This is a genomic window from Rhodanobacter hydrolyticus (assembly GCF_044904645.1).
Window position 1 is genome coordinate 394378 of sequence record NZ_JADIKK010000007.1, and the last position, 26588, is coordinate 420965.

26 protein-coding genes are annotated in these 26588 nt (G+C 63.6%); 14 read left to right on the forward strand and 12 right to left on the reverse strand.

The window, feature by feature from the left end; translation table 11 throughout:
• The first annotated feature begins 107 nt into the window (after nucleotides 1-107).
• Both ISP25_RS01840 and ISP25_RS01845 read left to right on the forward strand, forming a co-directional pair.
• The gene (locus ISP25_RS01840) at nucleotides 108-1550 is read left to right on the forward strand and encodes a cryptochrome/photolyase family protein (RefSeq protein ID WP_404611901.1); all 1443 of its coding nucleotides are present in this window, start codon (nucleotides 108-110) and stop codon (nucleotides 1548-1550) included.
• A 65-nt stretch (nucleotides 1551-1615) separates the two neighbouring features.
• Nucleotides 1616-2221, forward strand: a complete 606-nt coding sequence (locus ISP25_RS01845; RefSeq protein ID WP_404611903.1) for a lipocalin family protein — start codon at nucleotides 1616-1618, stop codon at nucleotides 2219-2221.
• A gap of 204 nt (nucleotides 2222-2425) precedes the next feature.
• On the opposite strand, the gene ISP25_RS01850 is transcribed toward ISP25_RS01845, so the two are convergent.
• Together ISP25_RS01850 and ISP25_RS01855 are read right to left on the reverse strand one after the other, a co-directional pair.
• A complete protein-coding gene (locus ISP25_RS01850) occupies nucleotides 2426-3106 on the reverse strand; it encodes a ChrR family anti-sigma-E factor (RefSeq protein ID WP_404611905.1) in 681 nt (226 codons plus the stop codon).
• Nucleotides 3103-3675 (reverse strand): sigma-70 family RNA polymerase sigma factor, encoded by a 573-nt coding sequence (locus ISP25_RS01855; protein WP_404611907.1) that lies wholly within the window; start codon nucleotides 3673-3675, stop codon nucleotides 3103-3105. Before ISP25_RS01855 ends, ISP25_RS01850 begins: the two co-directional genes overlap by 4 nt.
• Before the next feature lie 197 nt (nucleotides 3676-3872).
• Here ISP25_RS01855 and ISP25_RS01860 point away from each other — a divergent pair, with 197 nt between their 5' ends.
• From ISP25_RS01860 to ISP25_RS01895, 8 genes are read left to right on the forward strand one after another with little or no spacing between them, the layout of a single operon-like run.
• Nucleotides 3873-4838, forward strand: coding sequence for an acyl-CoA desaturase (locus ISP25_RS01860; protein ID WP_192157347.1), 966 nt, complete (start codon nucleotides 3873-3875; stop codon nucleotides 4836-4838).
• Between the two features lies 1 nt (nucleotide 4839).
• The gene (locus ISP25_RS01865; protein WP_404611909.1) at nucleotides 4840-6129 is read left to right on the forward strand and encodes an NAD(P)/FAD-dependent oxidoreductase; all 1290 of its coding nucleotides are present in this window, start codon (nucleotides 4840-4842) and stop codon (nucleotides 6127-6129) included.
• Entirely contained in the window at nucleotides 6126-6902 is a 777-nt protein-coding gene (locus tag ISP25_RS01870; protein WP_192157343.1) for a DUF1365 domain-containing protein, read from the forward strand. Before ISP25_RS01865 ends, ISP25_RS01870 begins: the two co-directional genes overlap by 4 nt.
• Entirely contained in the window at nucleotides 6899-8173 is a 1275-nt protein-coding gene (locus tag ISP25_RS01875) for a class I SAM-dependent methyltransferase (RefSeq protein WP_404611912.1), read from the forward strand. Before ISP25_RS01870 ends, ISP25_RS01875 begins: the two co-directional genes overlap by 4 nt.
• The gene (locus ISP25_RS01880; protein WP_404611913.1) at nucleotides 8170-8703 is read left to right on the forward strand and encodes a DUF2878 domain-containing protein; all 534 of its coding nucleotides are present in this window, start codon (nucleotides 8170-8172) and stop codon (nucleotides 8701-8703) included. Before ISP25_RS01875 ends, ISP25_RS01880 begins: the two co-directional genes overlap by 4 nt.
• An 11-nt stretch (nucleotides 8704-8714) precedes the next feature.
• The gene (locus tag ISP25_RS01885) at nucleotides 8715-9494 is read left to right on the forward strand and encodes a DUF1295 domain-containing protein (RefSeq protein ID WP_404612082.1); all 780 of its coding nucleotides are present in this window, start codon (nucleotides 8715-8717) and stop codon (nucleotides 9492-9494) included.
• Nucleotides 9494-10573, forward strand: coding sequence for an SAM-dependent methyltransferase (locus ISP25_RS01890; protein ID WP_404611915.1), 1080 nt, complete (start codon nucleotides 9494-9496; stop codon nucleotides 10571-10573). The genes ISP25_RS01885 and ISP25_RS01890 overlap by 1 nt, the downstream gene beginning before the upstream one ends.
• Before the next feature lie 44 nt (nucleotides 10574-10617).
• Nucleotides 10618-11178 (forward strand): lipocalin family protein, encoded by a 561-nt coding sequence (locus ISP25_RS01895; RefSeq protein WP_404611917.1) that lies wholly within the window; start codon nucleotides 10618-10620, stop codon nucleotides 11176-11178.
• Between the two features lie 381 nt (nucleotides 11179-11559).
• Here ISP25_RS01895 and ISP25_RS01900 read toward each other — a convergent pair whose 3' ends face one another.
• The 3 genes from ISP25_RS01900 to ISP25_RS01910 form a co-directional block, all read right to left on the reverse strand.
• Entirely contained in the window at nucleotides 11560-11931 is a 372-nt protein-coding gene (locus tag ISP25_RS01900) for a YciI family protein (protein ID WP_404611919.1), read from the reverse strand.
• Between the two features lie 226 nt (nucleotides 11932-12157).
• On the reverse strand, nucleotides 12158-12973 hold the full coding sequence (locus tag ISP25_RS01905) for an alpha/beta fold hydrolase (RefSeq protein WP_404611921.1): 816 nt from the start codon (nucleotides 12971-12973) through the stop codon (nucleotides 12158-12160).
• A 234-nt stretch (nucleotides 12974-13207) separates the two neighbouring features.
• On the reverse strand, nucleotides 13208-13438 hold the full coding sequence (locus tag ISP25_RS01910) for a hypothetical protein (RefSeq protein WP_192157326.1): 231 nt from the start codon (nucleotides 13436-13438) through the stop codon (nucleotides 13208-13210).
• A gap of 32 nt (nucleotides 13439-13470) precedes the next feature.
• On the opposite strand from ISP25_RS01910, the gene ISP25_RS01915 reads away from it, so the two are divergent.
• Entirely contained in the window at nucleotides 13471-13980 is a 510-nt protein-coding gene (locus tag ISP25_RS01915) for a GNAT family N-acetyltransferase (RefSeq protein ID WP_192157324.1), read from the forward strand.
• Between the two features lie 14 nt (nucleotides 13981-13994).
• Nucleotides 13995-14768, forward strand: a complete 774-nt coding sequence (locus tag ISP25_RS01920; protein WP_404611923.1) for a helix-turn-helix domain-containing protein — start codon at nucleotides 13995-13997, stop codon at nucleotides 14766-14768.
• Here the strand turns inward: ISP25_RS01920 and ISP25_RS01925 are convergent.
• The 3 genes from ISP25_RS01925 to fosX all read right to left on the reverse strand — a co-directional run bounded on the left by ISP25_RS01925 (nucleotide 14761) and on the right by fosX (nucleotide 18804).
• A complete protein-coding gene (locus tag ISP25_RS01925) occupies nucleotides 14761-15489 on the reverse strand; it encodes a nuclear transport factor 2 family protein (protein ID WP_404611925.1) in 729 nt (242 codons plus the stop codon). The two genes, ISP25_RS01920 and ISP25_RS01925, sit on opposite strands and share 8 nt — an antisense overlap.
• 88 nt (nucleotides 15490-15577) lie before the next feature.
• The gene (locus ISP25_RS01930) at nucleotides 15578-18064 is read right to left on the reverse strand and encodes a M1 family aminopeptidase (protein WP_404611927.1); all 2487 of its coding nucleotides are present in this window, start codon (nucleotides 18062-18064) and stop codon (nucleotides 15578-15580) included.
• Nucleotides 18065-18384: 320 nt separating this feature from the next.
• Nucleotides 18385-18804, reverse strand: a complete 420-nt coding sequence (gene fosX, locus ISP25_RS01935; protein ID WP_404611929.1) for a FosX/FosE/FosI family fosfomycin resistance hydrolase — start codon at nucleotides 18802-18804, stop codon at nucleotides 18385-18387.
• 615 nt (nucleotides 18805-19419) lie between these two features.
• Here fosX and ISP25_RS01940 point away from each other — a divergent pair.
• Complete coding sequence (locus ISP25_RS01940; RefSeq protein ID WP_404611931.1) at nucleotides 19420-19863, forward strand: hypothetical protein; 444 nt, start codon at nucleotides 19420-19422, stop codon at nucleotides 19861-19863.
• Nucleotides 19864-20160: 297 nt separating this feature from the next.
• On the forward strand, nucleotides 20161-20559 hold the full coding sequence (locus ISP25_RS01945) for a DUF302 domain-containing protein (protein ID WP_404611933.1): 399 nt from the start codon (nucleotides 20161-20163) through the stop codon (nucleotides 20557-20559).
• 164 nt (nucleotides 20560-20723) lie between these two features.
• Here ISP25_RS01945 and ISP25_RS01950 read toward each other — a convergent pair whose 3' ends face one another.
• Genes ISP25_RS01950 through ISP25_RS01965 form a run of 4 tightly spaced genes read right to left on the reverse strand, consistent with a single transcriptional unit; the run spans nucleotide 20724 to nucleotide 26584 of the window.
• Nucleotides 20724-21266 (reverse strand): GIY-YIG nuclease family protein, encoded by a 543-nt coding sequence (locus tag ISP25_RS01950; RefSeq protein ID WP_404611935.1) that lies wholly within the window; start codon nucleotides 21264-21266, stop codon nucleotides 20724-20726.
• A gap of 13 nt (nucleotides 21267-21279) precedes the next feature.
• A complete protein-coding gene (locus tag ISP25_RS01955; protein WP_404611937.1) occupies nucleotides 21280-21912 on the reverse strand; it encodes an alpha-ketoglutarate-dependent dioxygenase AlkB in 633 nt (210 codons plus the stop codon).
• A gap of 2 nt (nucleotides 21913-21914) precedes the next feature.
• Nucleotides 21915-25169, reverse strand: coding sequence for an error-prone DNA polymerase (locus tag ISP25_RS01960; protein ID WP_404611939.1), 3255 nt, complete (start codon nucleotides 25167-25169; stop codon nucleotides 21915-21917).
• Nucleotides 25166-26584, reverse strand: a complete 1419-nt coding sequence (locus ISP25_RS01965; protein WP_404611941.1) for a Y-family DNA polymerase — start codon at nucleotides 26582-26584, stop codon at nucleotides 25166-25168. The genes ISP25_RS01960 and ISP25_RS01965 overlap by 4 nt, the downstream gene beginning before the upstream one ends.
• Nucleotides 26585-26588: the final 4 nt, after the last annotated feature.

Consider the following 26588-nt stretch of genomic DNA (forward strand, 5'->3'; position numbering starts at 1 on the left):
GTCGAAAGCCCATCCTCGTCGTGCCCTCGATCCCTTCACCTGATCGCGCACCGGGCTTCAAGGTAGAGTTCACGTCCGGCGACAGGCGGCGACAGGCGGCGACAGCGTTGACCAGACCATCCTCCATCGGCCATGACACCGCGCTCGTATTGTTCCGGCGCGACCTGCGCCTGGCCGATCACCCGGCGCTCGACGCAGCCTGCGCCGGGCACGAACGCATACTTCCGCTATACCTGCACGCGCGGGACGAGGAAGCACCGTGGCAACCCGGGGGTGCCAGCAGCTGGTGGCTGCATCATGCGCTCGAGGCGCTGCAGCAACGCCTTTCGGCGCAAGGCGCGACCTTGCATATCGCCGGCGGCGACAGCCTTGCCAGGTTGCGTGCGCTGATCAAGGCCAGCGGCGCGCGCGCCGTGTACTGGACCCGCCGATACGAACCGGCCGCCATCGCGCGCGACACCGCACTCAAGGCGGCTCTACGCGCCGATGGCATCGCCGTCCATAGCTTGCCCGGCAATCTGTGGTGTGAGCCCTGGCAGCTGGCCACGGCGGAAGGCCTGCCCTATCGCGTATTCACTCCGTTCTGGCGCAAGTTGCGCGCGCAGTTGCCGGCCGAACAACCGTTGCCGGAAGCCCATGCCCGCCAGTGGCTGCAACTGTCTGGCAGTCTGCCGCTGGATGCGCTGGAGCTCCTGCCGCGAATTCCCTGGGCCGGCGGATTGGCCGCGAGCTGGAAGCCTGGCGAAGCGGGCGCGCAGGAATTGCTGGAAGTGTTCGTCGACGATGCCCTGGCCGACTACGCGAACGGTCGCGACCTGCCGGCGCGCCACGGCACCTCGCGCCTTTCGCCGCACCTGCATTTCGGCGAAATCACCCCGCGCCAGATCCTGCACGCCTTGCAGGCGCGCACCCAGCGCATGGATGCGCGACGCCGTCCCGATCTCGAACCCTACCTGCGCGAGTTGGGCTGGCGCGAGTTCGCCCATCACCTGCTCTACCACTTCCCGCAGACACCGACCGAAAACTTCAATCCGCGCTTCGACTCGTTCCGCTGGGCGGATGACAATCCTGCGATCTTGCGCCGCTGGCAACTGGGATGCACCGGCATCCCGCTCGTGGATGCCGGCATGCGCGAGCTTTGGCATACCGGCTGGATGCACAACCGCGTACGCATGATCGCTGCCAGCTTCCTTACCAAGAATCTGCGCCTGCACTGGCAGCACGGCGCGCGCTGGTTCTGGGACACGCTGGTGGATGCGGATCTCGCCAACAACACGCTTGGCTGGCAATGGGTCGCCGGTTGTGGCGCCGATGCCGCGCCTTATTTCCGGGTGTTCAACCCCCACACGCAAGCGGCGAAATTTGATCCGGAGGCGGCTTATCTGAAGCGCTGGCTGCCGGAGTTAGCCAAACTGCCCACGAAGCTGTTGCATGAGCCGTGGCGCGATCCGGATGCACTCACCAACTGCGGCTATCCCGCACCGATCGTGGATTTAAGCGCCACACGGGAAGCAGCGTTGCGTCAATGGCAGGCGCTTCCACCGCGCTGAGCAAACCTCCATCGCGCCGCATCCAATACTGCGTATATCCCGTATGCATCCAAAGGCGGCTGATCATGCCGCGCAACTACCGGGTGCCTCACATGAAACGCATGCGAGTCATGATCACCCTGAGCTTGCTGGGCATGCTGTCGCTGGCGGCCTGCGCAGGGGCGACCGATCCGATCCAGCCGGTGCAGGGTGTGGATCTTTCTCGCTACATGGGCCGCTGGTACGTGATCGCTTCCATTCCGACACGCTTCGAGCGAGGCGGTCACAATTCGGTCGAGACCTATAGCCGCAACGCGGACGGCACGATCTGCACCTGGTTTCGGCAGCGGCCCGGCAGCTTCGAAACGCCGGTCAAGCTGTTGCATTCGACGGCTAGCGTAGTAAAGGGCAGCGGCGATGGTGAATGGCGCGTGCGCTTTTTCGCCTTCCTGAGTACCCAGTACCTGATCGGCTGGTTGAAGCCGGATTACGGCCAGGTGATGGTGGTGCGCGATGCGCGTGACTACCTCTGGTATATGGCGCGCACGCCGCGGGTATCCGATGCCGACTACCAAACCATGCTGGAGCGGGCCAAGGGCATGGGCTACGACATCGCAAAAATCCAGAAGGCACCTCAGCAGTGGCCTGAGCAAGCTACGGACAGTCAGACCTTTGTCGGAGCCTGTCCATGAAATATCTCGTCGCATTTTTGGCCTGTGCCGTGCCAGCCCTTCGCCTGGTTGTCCAATAGTGGCGTGTGGTGCCGACCAATGACGCGATTTCCGCGCGGCACCCGAATTTGATCGAGGCCGCAGGCTATCCCTTTGCAAACCGGGGCCTATCTTCGTGCTTGGACTGACGGTAGCGGATTTCGCGATGGTCTAGTGTGGATTGCATTACAGGCCGACCAGCGGCTGCAGCTTGCGCGCCAGCCAGCCAGGGAAACGCAGCGGCGCATCCAGCGCAGCAACGCACACACAAGGTACGCCTGGCGCGGTGATCGGCTGGTGTTCAATCTCATTGTCGAGATCGGCCACGTCACCGGGAGCAAAATGACCAAGCGCGTCGTTGTAGGCGCCTTGCAGAATCTGGGTAAGTTCGGTGCCTTGGTGGCTGTGCATCGGCATGCTCTTGCCCGGAGCGATCTTGAGCAGGATCAGGGTATCGCCACTGCCACGTGCGGCCCGGATCATGTGCACGCCCGGCGCCATCCAACGCCAGCGCAGCGCTCGCCATGAGCGGCCGAAATACGGCTGCAGCGGCGATGGCAGGCAATCCGCGGCAGGGGCATCGTTCGACGACGCGGGCGCAGCGGCCTGGGATGCTTCGATCTTCGGTTCCTCGTCGAGCAGGCCTAGCATCGCTTCGCGCAGACGGGCACCGCGCGCGGTGTCTCCCACTGCGGGTTGCTGCTGCCCCAGCAAGGCACCTCCGATGCGTTCGGCGCCGGACAGTCGTTCGCGGCAGAGTCCGCATACTTCCATGTGCGTGGCCGCCACGGCGACCATCTCCGGCGACAGCGCGCCGGCGGCGAAACTGAGCACGGTGGCCTCGTCGAGATGATGGCGCGGGTTCATGCCTGCCCCCTCACACCGAGCTGCAGGCGCAGGAACGCGCGACGCAGGCTGGATTTCACGGTGCCCAGCGGCATGCCGAGTTCCTCGGCGATTTCCTGGTGCGATTTGGCTTCGAAATAGGACATGCGGATCAAGCGGGCCTGGATGGCCGGAAGGTGTTCAATGCGTTGCTGGAGTTCGACCTGCTCGGCGTGGCTTTCGGCCGAGGAAAAACCGCTGGCGTCGTCCTTGTCCACCCACCCAGGTTCGTCGTCCATCGGTACCCAGTACGGCTCGCGGCGCACCCGGTCGATGTGCAGGTTGCGCGCGATGCGGAACAGCCAGGTGGAAAGGCTGCTGCGCGTGGCATCGTAGCGTCCCGCGGCCTGCCATAGGCGCAACAAGGCTTCCTGCGCCAATTCCTCGGCCACCGCCTCGGGGCAGCCCAACCCCTTCAGGTAAAGCCGCGTACGCGGCGCGAAGTGGTCATAGATGCGCATGAAGCTGTCGCGGTCGCGCCGCAGCGACACTGCTGCCATCTGCGCGGACCAATAGCCTGCATCGCGCACTTGTGGGTCGCTGCTCGACATGGCCCTCGCCACCTCGAATGGCGACAAGCTTGCTAGATGGGATTCGGGTTTCATCTTAGGGCATGGCAACGATGGATGCTCTCGGGGACTCATACGCATCCGGGCGCCTTTTGGATGCAGCACCTATCCGGTGATGGCGTGCATCCATTTGGCGATCACGCTCGTATGGATAGACAACCTGCCATTGGATCGCCGCCATGCCCGCCCGTCCCGTCCTAGCTGCAAGCATGGCCGCTGCGTCTGTCCACCGTCGGCACAGGCTGCGCCAATGGTTCGATACGGCGGAAACATCGGAGGCGATGGATGATGCACGCGCCGACCGTATCGACTGGCTGCGTGCAGCGCCGTTCGTAGCTCTCCACCTGGCTTGCTTCGGCGTGATCTGGGTAGGCGTGTCGCCGACGGCGCTGGCTGCGGCTGCGGTGCTGTATGTGTTGCGCATGTTCGCGCTCACCGGCTTCTATCACCGCTACTTCTCGCACAAGACCTTTCGCACCTCGCGCGCAGTGCAGTTCGTGTTCGCCGTGATCGGCGCCACCTGCGTGCAGCGCGGCCCGCTGTGGTGGGCCGCGCACCACCGCAATCACCATCGCCACGCCGACACCGCGCTCGATCCGCACTCGCCCAGTGTGCACGGCTTCCTATGGAGCCACATGGGCTGGTTTCTCACGCCGCGAGCATTTCGCACCGAACTGGAGCGCGTGCCGGACCTGGCGGCGTATCCGGAGTTGCACTGGCTCGACCGCTACGACATCGCCATGCCGGTGCTGCTGGCAGTGGCGCTGTACGTGCTGGGCGCCTTGCTGCAGCACGTGGCGCCGCAACTGCATACCAGCGGCGCACAATTGCTGGTATGGGGGTTCGTGGTATCCACGATAGTGCTGTTCCACGCCACAGTGACGATCAATTCGCTGGCGCATCGCTTCGGCTCGCGCCGCTTCGCCACGCGCGACGACAGTCGCAACAATCCGTGGCTCGCCCTGCTCACCTTCGGCGAGGGCTGGCACAACAACCACCATTACTTTCCCGGCAGCGCGCGACAGGGCTTCCGTTGGTGGGAAATAGACCTGACCTGGTACGGCCTCAAGCTGATGGCGCTGCTCGGCCTGGTACACGACTTGAAACCGGTGCCCGCATGGGTGCTTGGCAAGGCGGAGCACTGAGATGCGCATCGCCGTGATCGGATCGGGCATCGCGGGTCTGGCCTCGGCATGGCTGCTGTCGCGCCGCCACTCAGTGACGCTGTACGAGGCGAACGACTACCTCGGTGGCCACACGCACACGCACGATATCGAGCTCGCCGGCCGCCATTACTTCGTGGACACCGGCTTCATCGTGCACAACCCGGTGCATTACCCGTTGCTGACGCGGTTGTTCGAGGAACTCGGCGTGGCCTCACAACCCACCACGATGAGCTTCGCGGTGCACAGCGAAGCTAACGGGCTGGAATACAACGCCACCTCACTGGATACGCTGTTCTGCCAGCGGCGCAACCTGTTGTCGCCGCGCTTCATCGGCATGGTGCGCGACCTGTTCCGGTTCTACCGCGAGGCGCCTGCCCTGCTCGATGGCTCGCACCAGGGGCCTACGTTGGGCGACTGGCTCACCGAACACCGCTACGGCGCAGCGTTCCGCGACGAGCATCTGGTGCCGATGGCCTCGGCGCTGTGGTCGTCACCGCCTGCGCAGATCCTGTCATTTCCGGCACGCTACCTCGTGCAGTTCATGGCGAATCACCAGATGCTGCAAGTGGCCGAACGACCGGAATGGCGCGTGGTGCGCGGCGGCTCGGCCACCTACGTGCAAGCTCTACGCAGGCGCTGGAAAGTGGACGAACGTCTGAACAGCACCGTGCGCGGGATCCTGCGCGGTACGTACGGCGCAACCGTGACAAGCGGCACAGGTAGCGAATGTTTCGACCACGTAGTGCTCGCCTGCCACAGCGACCAGGCACTGGCTTTGCTGACCGACGCCACCGACCGTGAGCGCAGCATTCTTGGGGCGATTCCCTACCAAGCCAACGACGTGGTGCTGCATACGGACGCCACACTGCTACCCAGGCGGCGAAAGGCCTGGGCCGCCTGGAATGCCTTTATTCCACGCAAGCCGGAAGCCCCATGCACGGTGAGTTACTGCATGAACCTGCTGCAGGGGCTCGATTCGCCCGAACCGCTCGTAGTCACGCTCAATCGCAGTGACGCGATCGATCCGGCCAAGATCCTACGCCGCCTGTGCTATCACCATCCGGTCTACACGCACGCCTCGGTAGCCGCGCAGGAACGCAAGTCGGAAATCCAGGGCGTCAACAACACCTGGTTCGCCGGCGCGTACTGGGGATGGGGCTTTCACGAAGATGGTATTCGCAGCGCGGTGGAACTGGCTGCCGCGTTTGACGTGCGCTGGAACGACGCCGGGCTCGCCGAGCCGCCGCGCCCGGCCAGGGAAGCCGCATGAGCGAAACACTGCACAGCGCGGTGTACGAAGGCACGGTATGGCATCGCCGGATGACGCCGCACCCGCACGCCTTTGCCTATCGCATGGCGCAGCTGTACCTGGATCTCGACGAGGTGGATCGCGTGTTCGCCAACCGTTGGCTGTGGTCGAACGGGCGCCGCAACCTCGCTGAATTCCGTCGCAGCGACTACCTCGGCGCGGCCTGGATGCCGCTGGCCGATGCGGTTCGCCAATGCGTGCAGCAGGCGGTGGGCCGTCGCCCGGCCGGGCCGATCCGCCTGCTCACGCATCTGCGCTACGGCGGTATCGTCTTCAACCCGGTGAGTTTCTACTACTGCTACGGCGAGGACGGTTGCACGCTGGAGTGCATCGTCGCCGAAATCACCAACACGCCATGGCGCGAACGCCATGCCTATGTGCTGCCGCGCGACACCGCACGAGACCACGGGAGCCTGCTGCGCTGGGATTTCCCCAAAACCTTCCACGTCTCGCCGTTCATGCCCATGGACCGCGAATACGACTGGCGCTTCAGCGTGCCCGGCGACGACCTGCAGGTGCATATGAACGTGCTGCGCGACGGCGAACCCCAGTTCTGCGCGCACCTGCGCATGCAGCGTCTGCCGCTCACCGGCGCTTCGCTGGCGCGCGTGCTGTGGCGCTACCCGCTGATGACGGCGCAGGTGGTGGGCGCGATCTACTGGAACGCGCTGCGCCTGTGGCTGAAACGAAACCCCTTCCACGACCATCCGCAACTTCCGCGAGGCGCGCCATGAATGCCGTCGTCCATCACGATTCCCGTGCCTCCATCGGCGGTCTCGACCGTTTCCTGCGCGAGCGCCTGCTCAGGCAATTGGCAGGTTTTGGCCATGGCCGGCTGACCTTGCGCGATGCGCTGGGCACCGTGCTCATCGGCACGCCGGCTGGCGAGCCCGCGGATCTGTCGGTGCCGATCGACGTGCTCGATCCGGGCTTCTATCGCACCGTTGCGACCAACGGCAGCGTGGGCGCCGGCGAGGCCTGGATGGACGGCCACTGGCACTGCAGCGACCTGGTCGGCCTGATCCGCCTGTTGCTGCGCAACCGCGACCTGCTCGACGGCATGGAAACCGGGTTGGCGCGCTTCGGCGGCATGGCGATGCGCGCGGTGCACGCCTTGCGGCGCAACACGCGCGACGGCAGCCGCCGCAATATTTCCGCGCATTACGACCTGGGCAACGACTTCTTCGGACTGTTCCTGTCGGGCGACCTGATGTACTCCTCCGCCTACTGGGCAGGCTCCGACGACACGCTGGAAGCCGCATCCGCTCGCAAGCTGGATCTGATCTGCCGCAAGCTCGACCTCAAGCCCGGCGATCGCGTGGTGGAGATCGGCACCGGCTGGGGCGGCTTCGCGTTGCATGCGGCGAAGCACTACGGTTGCCACGTCACCACCACCACGATCTCGCGGGAGCAACATGCGCTGGCGCGCGAACGGATTGCGGCGGCAGGCCTGAGCGACCAAGTCCACGTGCTGCTGCAGGATTACCGTGACCTCGACGGCCAGTTCGACAAATTGGTGTCCATCGAGATGATCGAGGCCATCGGGGCCGAATACCTGGACGCGTACTTCCATCAGCTCGGACGCCTTCTCAAGCCCGACGGCGTGGCCCTGCTGCAGGCAATCACCATCGAAGACCACCGCTACGCGCAGGCATTGAAGTCGGTGGACTTCATCAAACGCCACGTGTTTCCCGGCAGCTTTATCCCCTCGCTGAGTGCGATGCTCGCAGCCAAGGCACGCAGCAGCGACCTCGGCCTGATCGCGCAGGAGGATTTCGGCGACTCCTACGCGCGCACACTGCACGCCTGGCGCGAACGCTTCATGGCGAAATTGCCCGAGGTGCGCGCACAAGGCTTCGATGAACGCTTCATCCGGATGTGGGAGTTCTACCTCGCCTACTGCGAGGGCGGCTTCCGCGAACGGTCGATCGGCGTGTCGCACCTGCTCATGGCGCGTCCGCGCTGGCGGTGGGATGGCTCTTGCACGGAGCGCGGCGCGGCATGAGTTTCTGGCTCATCCTGATCGCCTACGAAGCGGTATGGTTCGTCGCCGTGATCGGCGCTGGGCACGGGCAATGGTGGCCGGGCGTGCTGGGTGCGCTCGCCTTCGCGGTTTGGCGGCTGCGGGCATCGGTGCACCGGCGCACGGAATGCCGGTTGGTTGCGACGGCACTCCTGCTCGGCCTGATCCTGGAAAACCTGTGGGTGCGTGCCGGGCTGGTGGGCTACGCCACGCCATGGCCGTGGGCCGAGTCACCGGCGTGGCTGATGTCGCTGTGGCTGGCCTTTGCACTGACCATTGTGCCGTTGTTCGGTTATCTGCATACGCGGCCCCTGCTGGCCGCCGTGTTCGGCGCAATCGGCGGACCGCTGGCCTACCTGGGTGCCGCACGCGGTTGGCATGCGGTGTTGCTGCCCGCGCCGATCTGGCCGAGCTTGCTGGCTCTTGCCTCGGGTTGGGCCGTCGCGTTGCCGTTGCTCACCACGCTCGCGCGACGCTGGCTGCAGGCTGACGTCGTACGGGACGCGGCATGAACGCGTGGCTGATCCTGCTGCTGGTGTGGGTGCTGGCCGCACCGATGATGGCGCTGGGCTGGCACTGGCAGCGGCGGCATACCAACACGGGCGTCGTCGACGTGTTGTGGGCCACCGGCCTATGCGGCGCCGCGGCGCTGCTGGCCTGGTTCGGTCCCGGTGCGACGGCGCCGCGTCTGCTGCTCGGCCTGCTGAGCGGCTTGTGGGGCTTGCGATTGGCGCTGCACCTGTGGCGGCGCGTGGGCCACGAACCGGAGGATGGCCGCTATCGCACCATGCGCGAGCATTGGCGCGGCGACCAGCGCATACTGTTCGCGTTCTTCCAGTTCCAGGCGATGCTGATTCCGCTGTTCGCCCTGCCCTTCGTGGCGGTGGCGACGAACGCAGCCGTCCGTCGCCCATGGCTGATCGCTGGCGTAGTGATCTGGATCGCCGGCGTGCTCGGCGAAGCCGTCGCCGATGCCCAGCTCGCGCGCTTTCGCGGCCAGCCGCAACATCGCGGCCGGACCTGTCGCTGCGGGCTATGGCGCTATTCGCGCCATCCGAACTACTTCTTCGAATGGCTGCACTGGTTCGCCTACGTCGCGCTCGCGGTCGGCTCGCCGCTGGCCTGGCTTGCGTGGAGCGGACCGGTGCTGATGTTTCTCTTCCTGCGCTTCATCAGCGGCATCCCGTTCACCGAGGCGCAGGCGTTGCGTACCCGCGGTGAGGACTACCGCGCCTACCAGCGCAGCACGCCGATGCTTTTCCCGTGGTTCCCAAAACGCTCCACCGGCCTGAGGACCGAATGATGCATACCGTTGCCCAGGACACCCTGGAACTGTCGGCCGAGCACGCGGCAGCCGGCGTGCTCGGCTTGGCCGAACGCGGTCTGTTGCCCGACGCGCTGCTGCGCCTCGGCATCCGTCGCATGTGCGCCGGGCGCCTGCGCGAGGAACGCGCCGGCGGCCTTTCCGCGCAGGCAGAGCGGCAGTCGCGGCTGATCGACATGCTCAAGCGCAGCCCGCTGGCCATCGAAACGGCGGCGGCCAATGCGCAGCACTACGAATTGCCGTCGGCGTTCTTCGAACGTTGCCTCGGCCCGCGCCTGAAGTACTCGTGCTGCTACTACCCGCGCGGCAACGAGACGCTGGCCGAGGCAGAGGATGCGATGCTGGCACTGTACGGCGAACGCGCCGAGCTGGCCGACGGGCAGCGCATCCTTGAGCTCGGCTGCGGCTGGGGCTCGTTCACCTTGTGGATGGCCGCACGCTATCCCAACGCGCACATCACCGCTGTCTCCAACTCGCACCGCCAGCGTCGCCACATCGAGATGCAATGCCGGCTGCGCGGCCTGAGCAACGTCCACGTATTGACCCAGGACGTGAACACGCTCGCCATGGCGGAGGAGCAGTTCGACCGCTGCGTCTCCATCGAGATGTTCGAGCACATGCGCAACTACCAGGTGCTGATGCAGCGCATCGCCAGCTGGCTGGTGCCCGGCGGCAAACTGTTCGTGCACATCTTCGCGCACCGTGAGCTGGCGTATCCGTTCGAGACGGCGGGTGCGGACAACTGGATGGGTCGGCACTTCTTCACCGGCGGCCTGATGCCCGCCGGCGACACCTTGCTGCATTTCCAGCAGGCGCTCGCCATCGAACAGCGCTGGTCGGTGGATGGCACGCACTACGAGAAGACCGCCAACCACTGGCTGCAGCGTCAGGATAGCCAGCGCGAGGCGGTGATGGCCGTGCTGCGCGAGGCCTACGGCGAACACGCTTCGTTGTGGTTCCAGCGCTGGCGCATGTTCTGGATGGCCTGCGCCGAATTGTTCGGCTATGCCAACGGCCAGGAATGGCTGGTAGCGCATTACCGCTTCATTCGGCCATGAGGCCTGGCTGCGTCGTGCGAACCTTCCGCGCGCTTGTACTAGGAATGGCTTTGTTTTCCAGCGTCGCCTCCGCGGGCACGCTGCCGCCGATCCAGCCCGTGCCGCACGTGGACCTTCCGCGTTTCATGGGCACCTGGTACATGATCGCCGCCATACCCACTGTATTCGAACGCAATGCGTGGAACGCGGTGGAAACCTACACGTTGCAGCCCGACGGCAATGTCATTACCACGCTCTGCTTCAACAAAGGCGCCGCCGACGGGCCGCTGAAACAGATCCATTCCACCGCCTACGTGCGGCCCAATACCGGCAGCAGCGTGTGGGGAGTTCAGGTGTTCTGGCCGATCAAGGCACAGTATGTCGTGGCGTGGCTCAAGCCCGATTACAGCGAAATGATCGTCGCACGCGATGCGCGCGACTACACATGGGTGTTCGCGCGCACGCCCACCGTGACGGCGGCGGACTGGGCATCGCTGCGGACGCAGGTCGCGGCGATGGGCTACGACACATCAGCGCTCCGAAGGATCCCCCAATCATGGGTGGCTACGCCTGACAGCGCGCTGCACTCTGGACAGAGCAGGCAAATCACCCTGCCCCAGCGATAACCCGGTTCAAACGGAAAGTGATTAACCGTCCTTGCACCGACTGATAGTAGCCACTGCAACTTTAGCCATGAGCAGACCGTTGCCGCGTTCCACATGCTCGTGCGCAAGGTAGACGTCGGGAATCATCGACCTGATCGAAAGCCTCTAGCTCGACCAGAGCCATGGCGCACAAATCACGGATCCTTGATCCATCGATCCACCCCTATGGGTTCCCTTCGAAGACCAGAAGTCCAAGCTGCCCTATTCAGATAACACGGACTAATCGCCCTGTCCGAGGCCCCTCTTTCGGCCAGAAGCAGACATCGCTGCGGCGATTCGCAACCATGAAGGCGTTTAGGGAGGAAGGGCACCAAAGCCCCTGCGAGGCGGGCATTCAAGCCTTCATTGGGCCAGGTAGAAATCCATCGGGATAAGCTCGACGGCCCAACCGCCTGCTTCGCCCAGCATGGCAGCCGGATGCATGGATGCGATACGCAGCGCCTCGTCGTGGCTGTCCGCCTCGATGATGAACAGGCCGCCAACCACTTCCTTCGATTCGGTGTAAGGCCCGTCACTGACGTGCGTCTTGCCGTTGCGCGGGCGAAGCGTCCTCCAGTTGTCCAGATCGCCCAGCGACGCGGAAACCAACACCTTGCCGGTAGCGCGCATCTTCTCGTCCAGTGCAGGGCATTGGCTTACCAGTTCCTTGACGTCGTCTGACGCCATTGCGGCGAATTTTTCGGGAGTGAAGTAGGCCAGGCCGAGGTATTTCATGGGAGATCCTTTGAGTGGAGGTGCCCTGGCGACGAAGCTGCTGATCGGAATTCGACAACGCTCGGAAAACTTGTAGCGGGTCTCTGCCTGCCCGTCTTGGGTCATGCAGGCTTCGGCCCATCCCCGGCAATCCCATCCGTTCGCATTGCCCGGATCACGGCGAATAAAGCGACGTGCACTTTCCGCAAAGACCGCTCCGCCTCCTGTGTGATGGTCATTCTGGCTCTCAAACGCCCACAAACGCACACAGGTCGGCGTGCAACTGCTCTGCATGCGTATACATGAGACCGTGCGGCGCGCCTTCGTAGACCTTGAACGTGCAGTGTGGGATCAAGGCCGCCGTGGGAGGCCCTGCCAGGTCAATCGGGATGGATACATCCTTAGTCCCGTGAATGAGCAAGGTCGGAACCTCGATCCTGGAAAGTTCTGCGCGAAAGTCCGTGCCCGTGACGGCGCGGTTGCACTCGATCGCCACGGGCAACGGCGTTTCCAGCAAGAGTTTCGCGCCCCATTCCATCATCTGCTCCGAGGTCTCGGGCGAGAAAAAAGCTGGCGTATTGTCGACGACCCATCGGGGAAAATCCGTCCGCCAAAGGGCCCGGACCATCTCGAATTTTTCTTCCGGAACGCCTGCAGGGTTGTCGGCGCTCTTCGTCAGGTACGGCAATACCGGCGCAAGGAGCACGATACGCTTTACCCGACTGCTGCCGTGGCGTGTGAGGTAGCGAATGATTTCCGAACCGCCCATCGAGTGACCGACCAGCGTCAGTTCCCGGAGATCCAACGCACTGATGACATCCGCCATATCGTCTGCAAGCGTGTCGTAATCGTATCCGCCGGGAGGGCAATCGGAGCGACCGTGCCCTCTGCGGTCGAAAGCGATGCACCTCATCCTGTCGCCGAGCGACGCGAACTGGTAATCCCACATCCGGCTCTGCAGCGCCCAGGAGTGCACGAAGAGCACGGGCGCTCCCTGCCCCCATTCCCGCCAATACAGGGAAACACCATCGCGCGTCTCGATCTGCGAACTCGGCTTGCTCATATCTTCTCCTTACCGTGGCATCAGGTGGTTGGCTGGATGGGAGTGAGGCTAGCAAGCGGTACTGACAGGTTCTGTCAGCAGAGTCGAGGCACATTTGGATGCACGGGTTCCGGCACGGCGTCGTCCTGTCGATGACTTGCCTGGGCATTGAATCCGCTGCGCTCCCTCACTAGTCACTAGCGAGATTCGCACACCTTGGCATCCGCCCCCGATCGCCCTGCACTACTGCCCGTTTCATCGTCCCTCGCAGCCACCCGATTTCCCGACCATGGCCAGCGATGCAGCTGAAACAAGCAACAGTTTCCATACCGTCTTCTTGCCGTGAATGCCCCCTGCAGCATGCGTGACTTTGAGCATTGGTGGCTTACTCTCAGCGGGGAATAAATTGGAGCAGGCGACCTGAAAATCGGATTCGACATCTCGATCGGCAAAGCGAATGTGACGATCCCGGCCGGAGCTGGCCACGCTTCGATCGCGAAACTCTACGGAACTATCCCGTGCCCCCCATTGAAACCGAGCGGCTCCGCATCGAACGATTCACCCTCGACGACGCTGGCTTCGTTCTCGAGCTGCTCAACGAGCCCGATTTCATCGAGAACATCGCCGACAAGGGAGTACGTGACATCGCCGGTGCCGAGGCGTATCTGCGCGACGGGCCTATGGCGATGTATGCCAGTCACGGGCATGGCCTCTGCATGGTGCGCTTGAAGCAAGACGGAGAACCGGTGGGGATGTGCGGCTTGATCCGCCGTGACACGCTCGACTATCCGGATATCGGCTACGCCTTCCTGAAACGCCACCATGGCCGTGGTTATGCCAGCGAATCCTGCGCCGCCGTGCTCGAACATGCGAGAAGGCAGTTGGATATGGCGCGCATCGTGGCGATTACCGCGCCACGGAATGCCGCATCGATCCGCGTGCTCGAAAAGCTCGGATTCCGCTTCGAAGCGGAGATGAGCATTCCCGGGTACAGCGAACCGAGCCGGTATTTCATCAGCGACCCATGAAAGCCGAGCCTGCCATGCAACTCGTCTCGAGGAAGCCGATGCCTGCCGGACAGACCGATGGCAAGCGACCGTCGGCGCAGCATGCTCCGCTGCGGCAGGTCGAGCACGGGGTCGAGGTACTCGACAATCTGCGACGAGCGCGTCATCGCCATCTGGACGCGTATGCGACCGTGGTCGTCAGCGGAACCTTCGAGGAATCCAGCTATGCCGGCCGCATCCGCGCGACCGCCGGCGACGTGCTCGTGCATCCGCAGCTCGACGCCCACGAAAACCACCACGTCTCATCCACCGTCAAGCTGATCCGGTTGCCGTGGATCGATCGCTGCGGAACCGGCGGGTTGTACAGGCTGAAGGACTTGGACGAATTGGCGCGCGTCGCCGAAACCGACGTGCCCGAAGCAAGCGAGCGCCTCGCCCATGCCGTTCTCCATGGACTCTCGATCCCCTGCGGACTGCGCAACGACTGGCCGGACCAGCTTGCTGCAGACCTGGCGAACGACGTGTCAATGTCGCTTGGCCATTGGGCGAGCAGGAACGGTTTGGCACCCGAAACGGTGTCGCGCGGCTTTTCAAAGGCCTACGGCACCACGCCCGAAGTGTTCCGGGCCGAATTGAAGGCAAAGGCGGCCTGGTTTCGCATCACGCATGCAGACGATCGTCTCGGCGAGATCGCCGCCGAAGCGGGGTTCGCCGACCAGGCACACATGACACGATGGATCCATCGGCTTACCGGCCTTTCGCCCACGACATGGCGCGGGCTCGCAACCGGGCGTCGCTACCTCAGTTGAGTCTTTTCCAGACAAGGTCTTCGTTGTTGCGACGCTCGACATAGGCAACCACCTTGCCCTGGCCGTCGTATTTGAAGAGCTCGCGGCCTTCCACACCTTTGCTGAAGAAAATGTCCGCCGCTTCGGGGATCAGTTGCCGTTTCTGCTTGCCGATTTCCTGCGCATAAAGACTGGACCCCTCCCGGGAGATCGTGAGAGTCACACCCGGACCAAGCTGGTATTGACCGACATAGCGCGGGTACCTGCCCATGTCCGGCACTCCCGGGTTCGGATCGGCGTAATAGCGAAACGTCTGCTCGGCGATGATCTGCCATTTCCCGTTGCGCCTTATCCACGTATCCGTCCCGTGATAGCGCGCCGTGTTGAGCTGGCCGAAGATGGTTTCCGTCTCGTTGAGGTCGTAGCCGAGCACGATGGTGTCCCCGACCGTGCGGCTGACCGGGTTCACCAGATCGAGTGTTCCGACATCCCCTTTCGACAGCGGCGTGATCTCCTTCAACAAGCGCGCCTTGTCCATGCTGCGCCCGCGCTCATCGAAGACCAGCGCATCGTCGGCGAACTGCTCGTCGAACGGCTTGGGGTTTCCGGCATCGACGGCATGCATGCGCTCCTGTGTCAGGCGCACCAACTCTTCCTGGGTCATCGTGCCCGAATCCTGTGCGTAACAGGCCAGGCATGCTGCCATCAGCAGCGGCATGGACATCAGCGAAAGCTTGGTCACGGGCGACGCTCCCTTGGCTTGGCAATGGAAAACACTTGAGATGACGATCGAGGCCGGACGACGCCGGTATGCCTTGCACTGGCGGTGGTCACTTCTTGTCCAGGCCCTCAAGCACGTGCTGCGCGTCCACGCGGTCGTCCATGATCACGGCCCTCCTGGCATCGCGCTCAACTTCCGGCCTGAACTGCCTGAGCCCGAAGGTGCCGACCAGCTGTACGCCGATTTCGTGTATCTCCAGGAAGGAGTCCTCGATGGCATCACCGACGAGCTGAGTCACCGCTTGCCTGTCGTCGGGAGGCAATGAGTCCTTCAACGTCTGCAGGTGCGTCAGAGCGACTAGGCGGACGCGTTTCGGAGGTCCAGGCTTCGCATAGGTGAAGACGACGTGCGTGGCCTGCGGCGTCTTCATCGCAGCCAGCCCGTTCAATGCACCGATCGTCACGTTGATATCCCGGGTGGAAGCCAACACTGCCCGCAGTGCATCAAACGCCCTGGGACTGCCGGAGCGGCCGATCTGCTCGGCCGCCGCGGCCTGCACCGCATAGCTTGGGTCGTCCCGCATCGCCTTCAGCAACGCCTGCCGCACGCCCGGGTCGCCGAGGAAATGGCCCATCGCGCCGACCACCGCGGTGCGCACCTGGCTATTGTCTTGTCCCAGTGCGGATAACAACGCCCGCTTTGCCTGTTCGGCATGGCTCTGCCCCAGGCTGGATGCTGCTTCGATGCGGACCCCGTAGAACGTGTCGTTGTTCAACACGCTGTCGATGGCCTGCACGCAACAGTCCTTGTCTGCCGCGGCATGCTCGCCCAACTGCTTGACCGCCCACAGGCGACTCATCATGTGCGGATCGTGCAACGCCTGTACGCCGAGCTCTTCGTCCGGCTTGGGAAATGCGACCGTCTTGAAGAGTACGTCGTCAGGATCGAAATCGACCCACTTGGGCTTGAAGACCAACGGAATGTCGAACTCCTGGTTCGCGGCATCATCTCGCACCTGCCTGTCGACCTGCCGGTTGTTGTCGCCGAAGAAGGCGAGATGGATCGGCATATCGAAGATCGGCGTGTTCGCATTCACCTCCCGTGTCTGCGCCACTTTCACGATTTCCATCCGACGTGCCGGGTCGTAGCTCGCCGAGACGCGATAGGCAGGGTGGCCACCCTTGAACACCCACTCGTAGAAGAACCAAGAGAGGTCCTGCCCGCTGCTGGACCGGATGCTGCTGATGAGATCAGCCGTATCGGCAGTCTGGGCATGATGCGCGGCAAGGTAATCGTTGAGCGCGTGGAACATGATTTCGTTCTGCGACGCCGGGATCGTCATGGCGCTCTCGCCGTCCAGCACGTAGCGCATCATGTCCAGCACGGAAGCGCCTTTCTCGTGGGTGATCTGCTCGAGCATGTCCATCGGATCGACATATTTGCGATAGACGATCGGACGGTTGTTCTCCGTCGCATCGGCATGAAGGGCGGCTTTCTGGTCGCCGTAGATTTCGTAGCGGTATGCGTCGTTGCTCTCGTGGTACTGCGTATACAGCGCGGTCAGGTACGTGGCGAAACCCTCGTTGAGCCAGATATTGGCCCAGTCCCGGCCTTGCACGTAATCACCGAACCAGTGCTGACCGAGCTCGTGCGCGACAAGGATGGTGCTGGGATAGTCTGCTTCGGCTCTCGCATCGTGCAGCGCCTCGTCGACCAGGGTCGTGGCGCTGACATTTTCCTGACCGCCGAAAATGAAGTCGTGCACGGTCACCTGATCGTATTTCTCGTAGGGATATCCAATGCCCGTGGCGCGCGAGAAGAATCCGATCATGTCGGGCGTGAGATGGAAGGTGCGTAACGCCGTCGCGTCGTCGACGCGCCGATCGACGAAGTAATCCACCGGCTTGCCGTCGTAGCTGTCATGCAATTGCTTCCATGGACCGATCGCCAGGGACAGCAGATATGCGCTATGCGGAACATGCTCCACCCAGTCGTACGTCACCTGGCCGCCTGCATGCTTCACGCTCTCCAGGGTGCCATTGGAAACGACGACTTGCCCTTCGGGTACGGTGGTGATCGTTTCGCTGGTGGCCATGTCGTTGGGATAGTCCCAGCACGGAAACCAGTGGTGGTTGAACTCGGGCTCCCCCTGCGTGTAGATCTGCGGCGGCACACCCGGGTCGTCCTTGCCAGGATTGACGAAGTAAAGTCCGGCGCTGGGAACGCCGTGATAGACGATGCGGATACCCAGTGAGTCCGACGGACCGTAAGCGCGCTGCAAGCTGATCCAGAGACAGCTGTTGTCCGTGTCGTGCGGCAGTGCCTCGACAGCACCGTCGGTGCGAACGAGCGCCACGGACTCGATCGTCATGTCTTCGCTGTTGATGCAAAACCGGTCGAACCCGGCAGCAAAGGGCCGGATGGTGACAATCTCGTCACCGAATACTTCCCGTCTGGCCTGGTCGAAGTGGAGCCGCAGCTTGTAGTTCTCGACGTGGTAGCTCCGGCTCGGTGCCCAACGCATGGCCGCAGGACTGTCCGCGTCCGGCGCGGCGTGGAGCACTCCGGTAAAAAGCAGCGCCAGGAGCAGACCCATGCGCCGGAATCCGGTGCGCCACCATGAACTGCGCACCACAGGTGTTCCCCGTACTCGGAAGTCGCAGCGCAACCGGGAGGGGCTCGGAGCAAGCGGCATGGCATCGTTGGCAAGGAAGGATATGTTCATTGCGCCGTAAGTTGCCTGCCGGAACCGTCGGTGTCTTGAACGCATTTGACGCTCACCGGCGAATGGCGCTTTCGCGGGCCGATGACCCATGCACGGCGGTACGAAAGCGAGGCGGTAAGCTTCGGCATCCCGCCCTGGCCGACCTCCGATGCGCAGACCGCGATGGCGTCCCGGATATCGCCCGGTCTTCCTCAACATTCTTCGGCCGGCGACAGCTTCCCATAGCAGGCGAGGCGCTCTTCCAGCGTCCCCGTATGCAGTTCAAAAAGATGGTTGTCGAAGTCGTAGAAATAAAGCGACTCCCCTTCCCCATCCTTCCTGGGTCGCGGAGGAAGGATGTCCAGGCCCATTGCCTCGATCTTCGGAATACAGGCTGCAAGATCCTCGCGGTTAACGCGGAAGGCAACATGCTCATAAGACCTGCGCTCGCGCGAATCGCCTTCCATCACGGCAATCCACAAGCCATTCAACAGGAAGAACTTCTCGCGCGAAAGAGAAAAATTGCGTTCGATGCTGTCGTAGATTTCGCGTGCCCCGAGCACCTCGCACAAGACCGCCTTCATGCGATCCAGGTCGCGCGCCATGAAGGTGATGTGGCTGATGGCATGCATGCATCTTACCCATGTCGAAGCTGGCAACCCCGCGGCATCCCCCCGACAAGGTCCAACGATCAGGCGCGAACAGTGTCGATGGCCAAGGCTACACGAGTTTCAACAACCAGAGTGGAAGCTAGATTTTTCAAGTGATAACAGCACAAGAATTTTTGAATATCTCAGTTGCCACAGGTTGGGTTCCAGAATTGAGCGGAAGGCTACTTTCTTGAGGGCGAGAGTTGGCGCTACGAGTGGCGAGGACAGCCGTTATGCGGCCGGAGGCTGGAAAGGTCTTTTTGTTGGCTTTGGTTCTGGCTTGGCTACTGGGACAATTAACGCATGACGAAACTGCAGACCGAGTGACGGATGCGATATTAAGCGCCACGGCCGTGTCAAATAATCTCCTTGGGATTGCGTTAGATCTAAATTCGGCTAACGCTACATTTAGCCATCAAGGCGCATCATTAACGAATGGACAATCTTCAAGAGTTGGTATAACCTACCAGCAATATATTACGTAAAAATAGTTGATTGCTTTCTATTCACTACAAGGATCGAAGATATGGTGTTTAAATTTTTGAATTTTCCATCCCTATCTCTCGGGGCTATTGTGATTTTTTTATATACACATGCGTGACGGTAGCGGTGACGGTGAGTGCTGGTTTTGGTCAGGGCGCCCTTGCCGTCTTAGGTCTATTTCCCCTTTTGGCCATTGTCTGGTATTCAGCGTTTATTATGGAATCAGATCTTGTTATCGATGATACTGGCATTTCCAAGGTATTTAAGGGTAAGACGCTCCAGTCGCTTGACTGGGAAAACATTAAATCATTTAAGAATTTAACCATTGTGGCGCCCGGTGGAAAGGTGAGCAGATTTTTTCATGTACACCCAATAAAAAAATCAAAGATTCACATCTTAAGCGGCGGGAGAGTGGTCTTCTCTAGTCGTATGTACAATTTTGAAGAATTTGTGAAATTAATAAACGGATATATTAAATTTTATAGAATAAGAGTTGACGTGGTTAATAATGGAGAATGCATTTCACGTAATGAAATATTTGTCTATAATTTGATATGACGCGGGTATATTGAATTACATTCAGAGGCAACATGACTTGCATGGGACACCGCGCCTTCCGACAGGGTGGGTACGATCCGCGCTCAGGCGGGGGCCTGCGCTGCGACCTGTTTGAAGTAGGCTGGCGGGCCCACTCTCTCCATGCGTCGGAAGGTGCTTAGCTTTTCCGATCCATGCTTGATGGGACCGGTAATGAATGGCATCCGACGACTCGGCGTCTGGATGCCACCCCTCCGATCTCATAGGGGCCGGGCATTCGCTTTCTGCCGCCTTATCCAACCATCAGGACATGCAGCCATGGGCAACACACAAACAGCACAAGGCATTGCGCAGATCCGTTCGGCACACGATGTGCCTACCACGCTCCGACGTCTGGAAGACATCTTCAAGGCCCATGGCCTCACCGTATTCGCGCGGATCGACTTCAGCGGCGATGCCACGCGTGCGGGACTGTCGATGCGGCAGGAAGAGATGCTCATCTTCGGCAACCCCAAGGCCGGCACTCCCCTATTGCAGGCATCGCCCTCGGTCGGCCTGGATCTCCCGCTCAAAGCCCTGGTCTGGCAGGACGAGCAGGATGCGGTGTGGATCGCCTATAACGACGCTGCTTATGTGCTCCAGCGGCATGGCCTATCCTCTTCCCTCGCAGCCAACATCGCAGGCGCAGCAGCGCTGTTGGCGCAGGCAGCCCAGTAAAAGTCACCCGCCTGAGCTTGGAGCGGCGCGCTGCCCATGTAGTGGGGCTGGTGCTGCGCCGGATACGGCGCGCCCGTATTCGCTGACCGTTTTCGTCTTGAGCTTCACGTTCAACGGAGCCAGTTTGACCGACCGCTTCCTCTCACTGTCGATGACTTGCCTGGTCACCTTCCGTATTCATGGCACTCTCGAGGCAGTACGCCCTCCAGTGGAACGCCCAGTTGTGCATAGGCATCCAGCACATCGGCCAGTCGCTGGCGCCGCTCATGCAGCGACAATGGAGATGCTTCGTCGCGCATCAGTTGGATGGTCCATTCGTAAAGCTTCTCGCGTTCAGCGCACAGCCGCGCCTGCCACCACGACCGTGCCGGCCGGTGCACGGTACGCCCTTCTCTCTCGTCGGTCTCAACTTGCGCGAGCACCATCTCGTAAGCGCCGCGATACCACTCCCTCTTGCCGGCAGCAGCCCGTGGCACCGTGATCGGCTGCATCGCGTTCCATTCGCGCAGCAGGCGATGCAGCGCCGTCTCGCGTGCCTGTGCCTGCTTGCGGGAATCGAACTCGACCAGCACGCTGCGCGAAAGGTCGAAGAACTCGTAGTAGCGGTGTGAGAACGCGAGCGCCCGCGCGAACGGATCGTGCGAGATCCCGACCTTGAGGATGTCCTCATAGGCCAGGGGCAGCACGTAGAGGTAGCAGATGCTCACCGCCGGTCCGGCTTCATGCGTCCCGCGAGATGGGCCAGGAGGCGTGCGCCACCGGTGCGGTCCTTACGCGGAAGGCCGCGCTGATCCGCGCCGGCTGTTCGCGCCGGGTCTTCGGGATGCCGTGCTCGTGGGTGAGCTGGGAGGCATGGCTCATGCACAGCAGGCTGCCTGGCGCGAGGTCGACCGCGAGCGTCTCGCGACGGCCGCCGATGGCACGGATCAGCATGCGGCGGGTCGACCCCAGCGACACCAGCGTGATCGGTTGGCCGACCGCCAATGAGTGCAACTTGTCGTGATGCATCGCCACGCTGTCGCGGCCATCGCGGTAGAAGTTCATGCCGACATGGCTGTACGGCGCGGGCACGAACGCTTGCACGCGCGCCAGCATGTCGGCCAAAGGCAGCGTGTCGGGCAGCGCGTCGAGTGGGTAAGCGGCGAGCAGTCGCGGCACGTCGACGACGCGGTCGTACATGGGGCGCTGCAGCGAAGACCACTCGGCATTCGCCCGTAGGCGTTCGAACCACAACGTGGCCGTGCCCATGTCGACAAAACGTGGCCAATAGCGGATGCCGCCTTCGGCATCCGATACCAGTGGCTGCATGGATGGCGCGAACAGGTCGTCCGTCAGGGCGGAGAGCGCGCGCATGGTCAGTGGAAATCACGCGAAGTGGTGCGCAGCTCGCCGAGCAGCTGACTCAGGTCGTGCAGGTCCCAGGCGATGAGATGCCGTACTCCGTCCACCTGCTCCCAGCGCCCGCGCACGAGCATCAGGCGCGCGCCCACCAGGGTCTTGCGCCGGCGCAGTGCCACGTCCGGCCAGACCACGATATTGACCATGCCGTGCTCGTCTTCCAGCGTGACGAAGACCGTGCCTTTGGCGGTGCCCGGGCGCTGCCGCTGGGTAACGATACCTGCCACCTGGACGATGCGGCCGTGTGGCAAGCCACGTAGCTGATTGGAATCGAGCACGCGCTGCTGGCGAAGCCGATGGCGCAACAGCGAAAGCGGATGCGCCTGCAGAGTCAGACCGGTGATGCGGTAGTCCGACAGCACATCCTCGCCCGTTGTCGGTGCGGACAAGATCACTTCGTCCTCGTCAGGGCTGCCTGGCAACAGCGGGCGACGCTGCTCGATGCCGGCCACCGCCCAGCGTGCTGCATGACGGTGCCCGGCCAGCGTCTGCAGCGCACCCGCCTCCGCCAGTACCCGGCGTGCCTTCTCGTCCAGTCCGGCGCGCTGGCACAGATCGCGCACATCGCGGAATGCTCCTTGCGCACGCGCCGCGACAATCGCCTGCGCCATCGTCTCCGACAGTCCTGCCACCTGCCGCATGCCCAGCCGCAACGCGGGCTGCCCATCGTCGTCCATGCCTTGTCGCGCGTGGCCGCCTTCCAGCGTGTTGTCCCAGGCGCTGCGGGTCACGTCGACCGGACGGATCTCCACGGGAGGTCGCGCCCCTGCGCTGCGGCGCGCGTCCTGCACGATCTGGCTGGGCGAGTAGAAACCCATCGGTTGCGCGTTGAGCAGTGCACACGCGAACGCGGCCGGCTCGTGCCGCTTCAGCCAGCAGCTGATGTAGACCAGCTTGGCAAACGAGGCCGCGTGCGACTGCGGGAAACCATAGGAACCGAAGCCCTTGATCTGCTCGAAGATCTGATCGATGAAGGCGGACGAATAGCCCTTGCCCTCCATCAGTTGACGGATACGCACGCGATGGGGCTCCATGTCGCCACCGTGCCCCCAGGCCGCCATCGAACGGCGCAGGCCATCGGCCTCTTCCGCCGAGTAGCCGGCGTGGATCACCAGCTCCATCACCTGTTCCTGGAACAGCGGCACGCCCAGGGTGGGCTTGAGGATGTCCTCGATCTCCGTGGAGGGGTATACCACCGGCTCCTTGCCTTGCCGGCGTCGCAAGTAGGGATGCACCATGCCGCCCTGGATCGGGCCGGGCCGCACGATGGCGACCTCGACCACCAGGTCGTAGAAGGTCTTTGGCTTCAGGCGCGGCAGCATGCTCATCTGCGCGCGCGATTCGATCTGGAACACGCCGATGGTGTCGGCGGCCTGGATCAGCGCGTAAGTCGCCGGATCGCCAGGCGGCAGCCGTGCCAGGTCGATGCGGTAGCCGCGATGCCGCTCGACCAGCTCGACTGCCTTGCGGATGCAGGTCAGCATGCCGAGCGCCAGGCAGTCGACCTTGAGCAGGCGCATCGTCTCCAGGTCGTCCTTGTCCCACTGGATGATGGTGCGCTCGGCCATTGCCGCGTTCTCCACCGGCACCACGGTCGACAGCGACGCATCGCTGATGATGAAGCCGCCCACGTGCTGCGACAGGTGCCGCGGATGACCGCGCAGTTGGGCCGTCACCGCCAGCACGCGCGCAATCAGCGGATTGTCCGGATCGAAGCCGGCATCGCGCAGGCGCTGCTCCATCGGTGTCTCACCGTTGCCCCAGCCATAGCATTCGGCGAGCAGTCCCAACTGGTCCGGCGGCAACCCGAAGGCCCTGGCAACGTCACGCACCGCGCTCTTGCCGCGGTAGCGAATCACGGTTGCAGCCAGCGCCGCACGCGCACGGCCGTACTTCGCATAGACGTACTGCAACACTTCCTCGCGCCGTTCGTGCTCGAAATCCACGTCGATGTCGGGCGGCTCGTTGCGCGCGCGCGACAGGAAGCGCGCCATCAGCAATCGGCTCTCGGCGGGGTTGACCACCGTGATGCCCAACGCATAGCACACCGCCGAATTGGCGGAGGAGCCGCGGCCCTGGCACAGGATGGCGCGCGAGCGGGCGAAGCGAACGATGTCCTCGACGGTGAGGAAGAACGCCTCGTACTTGAGTTCCGCGATCAGCGCCAGTTCGTCCTCGATCTGTGCCGCGACCGCGGGCGGCGCGCCTTCCGGCCAGCGCGCGCGCAGGCCCGCTTCGGTCAGGGCGCGCAGCCAGCTCGTCGGCGTGTGGCCGTCAGGCACCAGCTCGGCTGGATAGGCATAGCGCACCTCGTCCATGCGGAAGGTGCAACGTCGCGCCAGCTTCACGGCCGCATCGAGCAAGGCGTGTGGATAGATGTTGCACAGCGCACGCCGCGTGCGCAGATGGCGCTCGCCGTTGCGGAACAGATGCTCGCCGCAGTCCGCCAGCGACGTGTTGTGGCGAATCGCGGTCATCGTGTCCTGCAGTACGCGTCGGCGTCGCACGTCCATGTGCACGTCGCCGGCAGCCACCGGCGTCATGGCCAGCCGCGATGCCAGGCCGAGCAACTGGCGCAGGCGCGCGGCATCGTCCTGTTCGCGGTGCAGCTCCACGGCAAGGTGAGCGCGCTCGCCCAGCTGTTCCTGCAGCCAGCGTCCCTGCGCCTCGTCAGGTTCCGCCGCCGGCAGCCATAGCGCGAATAACCCGCAGCCGGCCCCGTCCTTCGGATTTGCCGCCAGGACACTCGCCACGTTCTCGCGCGTCAGCTGGTACTCGCCCTTGCGCGCCGCACGCCGCGCGAGGGTGATCAGCTCGCACAGTCGGGTGTAGCCGGCCAGCGTCTCGACCAGCAGCACGAAGCGGAGCCCGCAAGCCAGCGTGAACTCGCTGCCGACAATCAGCGTGAGTCCGGTGGCGCGTGCGGCCTCCAGCCCACGCACGATGCCGGCCAGCGAACACTCGTCGGTGATCGCCAGCGCCTCGTAGCCGCATTGCGTTGCGCGCGAAAACAGTTCTTCCGCGTTGGCCGCGCCACGCAGGAACGAGAAATCCGACAGGCAGTGCAATTCCGCGTAGGCCGGGAAGCTGTCCGCCTGCACATCGTCGTTGGCCGCCGTCCGATGCAGCCGCTGCGCCACCGTCCACGCGCGCGGTGGGCGGCCACCCGGCGTATCGGGTGCCACACCGTTCACCAGCTCGTCCCCGCTCACGCAAACCACCCGTGCAGCATCCAGCCGCCCTGCTCGCCCGGCGGTGCGAACGCCCAGGCCCGCTGCCCCTGCGAAGTCTCCAGGATGTAGTAGTCGCGGCGCGCCTCGTCGCCGTCCCACCAGCCGCTTTCCAGGCGTTCCGGGCCCGCAACGATGCGCAGGCGCGCATCGCGCAGCGGAATGGGCTTGGGTAGCAGCCATAGCGGCCGCGACGGGCGGACCGGCGCCTGGCCGATGCATGCCGCCGCTCCTTCCACGCGTCGCCAGGCGCGCTCCGGGCGCGGGTCGCTGGTCGGTGCCACACGGTGCACGGCCGTGTCGCCAAGGCGGGCACGCAGGCGCTCGCGCAGTTGCGGCCACGGCAGTGCCTGGTGCGTGCGCACCTCGAAGAGATCCCGTGTCGCCGGCACGAACGGCGGCAGTTCCCGCGCGAGCAGCCGCATCGCCACCACGGGGCGGCCGAGCTGCACCCGCTCCAGCCGACCGCGGGTCAGCTCGAACAGCATCGCCGGCTCGCGTTCGGCGGCCAGCAGGCCGACCTCCACGTCGGTGTGCGTTCCCTCGTGCTCCAACCGCAGTACGAAGCGCTGCACGCCACCGTCCCGGATCGACAGGCAGGTGCACAGGTCGCCGATCATCCGGCGCAGCGGGAACAGCAGCGCGGTGTGGCTCTCCACCTCACACTCCAGCTCGATCCGGCTGTCGAAGCGGTCGGGTGGCGCGTAGTAAGCCAGCGGATCATCCGCATTGCCGTACAACCGATCGAGGTGCTGGAGCAGGAGCAGGCCGAATCGGCGGCGCACACTATCGGCGGGCAGCGCCCGCACGGCGCGCAGCTCGCGCAGGCCCATCCGATGAAGCCGCTCGCCCGCGTCATCGGGCAAGAGCGCACGACGCACCGGCACGCGATCCAGCAAGTCATGCAGGGCGGCGGGATCGACAACCGCCAATCCATCGCGGAGGCCGGCCAGCACGCGCGCAGCACGTGGCGTCGGTGCCATGGCGATGCGATGCGTGAAACCCAGCGCGCCGAGTTCCTCGCGCAATCGCGCCTCGATCCGCGGCCAGGGTCCGAGCAGGCCGAAGCTCGCGCGCACCTCCAGCACGATGCAGCCCGGCCACTGCGCACTGACCTGCGAACTGTGGCGATAGGCCCAGGCGGCGAGGAATCGTTGCCAGCATGCCTCGGCCTGCGGATCGTAGTCGACCATCGCGACATCAGGCAGCAAGGCGTGGGCCGCAGTCAGACGCATGCCCGCGCGCAGGCCGGCCGCGGCCGCGGCCGGATTGACCGCGTGCAGCGTACGCAGCTGTGCCGGCCCACCGATCAGCGCCAGCGGCGCGGAAGGATCAGGCAGACGGCGAAGGACAGCGTCCAGCGCCAGCTGCGGCAACAGTATGCAGGCCCACAACATGCGC

Bases quoted from the DNA above. Each gene is read 5' to 3' on its own strand.
- ISP25_RS01845 (WP_404611903.1), top strand. From the start codon at position 1,616: ATGCCGCGCAACTACCGGGTGCCTCACATGAAACGCATGCGAGTCATG.
- ISP25_RS01850 (WP_404611905.1), bottom strand. From the start codon at position 3,106: ATGAACCCGCGCCATCATCTCGACGAGGCCACCGTGCTCAGTTTCGCC.
- ISP25_RS01855 (WP_404611907.1), bottom strand. From the start codon at position 3,675: ATGTCGAGCAGCGACCCACAAGTGCGCGATGCAGGCTATTGGTCCGCG.
- ISP25_RS01860 (WP_192157347.1), top strand. From the start codon at position 3,873: ATGCCCGCCCGTCCCGTCCTAGCTGCAAGCATGGCCGCTGCGTCTGTC.
- ISP25_RS01865 (WP_404611909.1), top strand. From the start codon at position 4,840: ATGCGCATCGCCGTGATCGGATCGGGCATCGCGGGTCTGGCCTCGGCA.
- ISP25_RS01870 (WP_192157343.1), top strand. From the start codon at position 6,126: ATGAGCGAAACACTGCACAGCGCGGTGTACGAAGGCACGGTATGGCAT.
- ISP25_RS01875 (WP_404611912.1), top strand. From the start codon at position 6,899: ATGAATGCCGTCGTCCATCACGATTCCCGTGCCTCCATCGGCGGTCTC.
- ISP25_RS01880 (WP_404611913.1), top strand. From the start codon at position 8,170: ATGAGTTTCTGGCTCATCCTGATCGCCTACGAAGCGGTATGGTTCGTC.
- ISP25_RS01890 (WP_404611915.1), top strand. From the start codon at position 9,494: ATGCATACCGTTGCCCAGGACACCCTGGAACTGTCGGCCGAGCACGCG.
- ISP25_RS01895 (WP_404611917.1), top strand. From the start codon at position 10,618: ATGGCTTTGTTTTCCAGCGTCGCCTCCGCGGGCACGCTGCCGCCGATC.
- ISP25_RS01900 (WP_404611919.1), bottom strand. From the start codon at position 11,931: ATGAAATACCTCGGCCTGGCCTACTTCACTCCCGAAAAATTCGCCGCA.
- ISP25_RS01905 (WP_404611921.1), bottom strand. From the start codon at position 12,973: ATGAGCAAGCCGAGTTCGCAGATCGAGACGCGCGATGGTGTTTCCCTG.
- ISP25_RS01920 (WP_404611923.1), top strand. From the start codon at position 13,995: ATGCAACTCGTCTCGAGGAAGCCGATGCCTGCCGGACAGACCGATGGC.
- ISP25_RS01930 (WP_404611927.1), bottom strand. From the start codon at position 18,064: ATGGGTCTGCTCCTGGCGCTGCTTTTTACCGGAGTGCTCCACGCCGCG.
- fosX (WP_404611929.1), bottom strand. From the start codon at position 18,804: ATGCATGCCATCAGCCACATCACCTTCATGGCGCGCGACCTGGATCGC.
- ISP25_RS01945 (WP_404611933.1), top strand. From the start codon at position 20,161: ATGGGCAACACACAAACAGCACAAGGCATTGCGCAGATCCGTTCGGCA.
- ISP25_RS01955 (WP_404611937.1), bottom strand. From the start codon at position 21,912: ATGCGCGCGCTCTCCGCCCTGACGGACGACCTGTTCGCGCCATCCATG.
- ISP25_RS01965 (WP_404611941.1), bottom strand. From the start codon at position 26,584: ATGTTGTGGGCCTGCATACTGTTGCCGCAGCTGGCGCTGGACGCTGTC.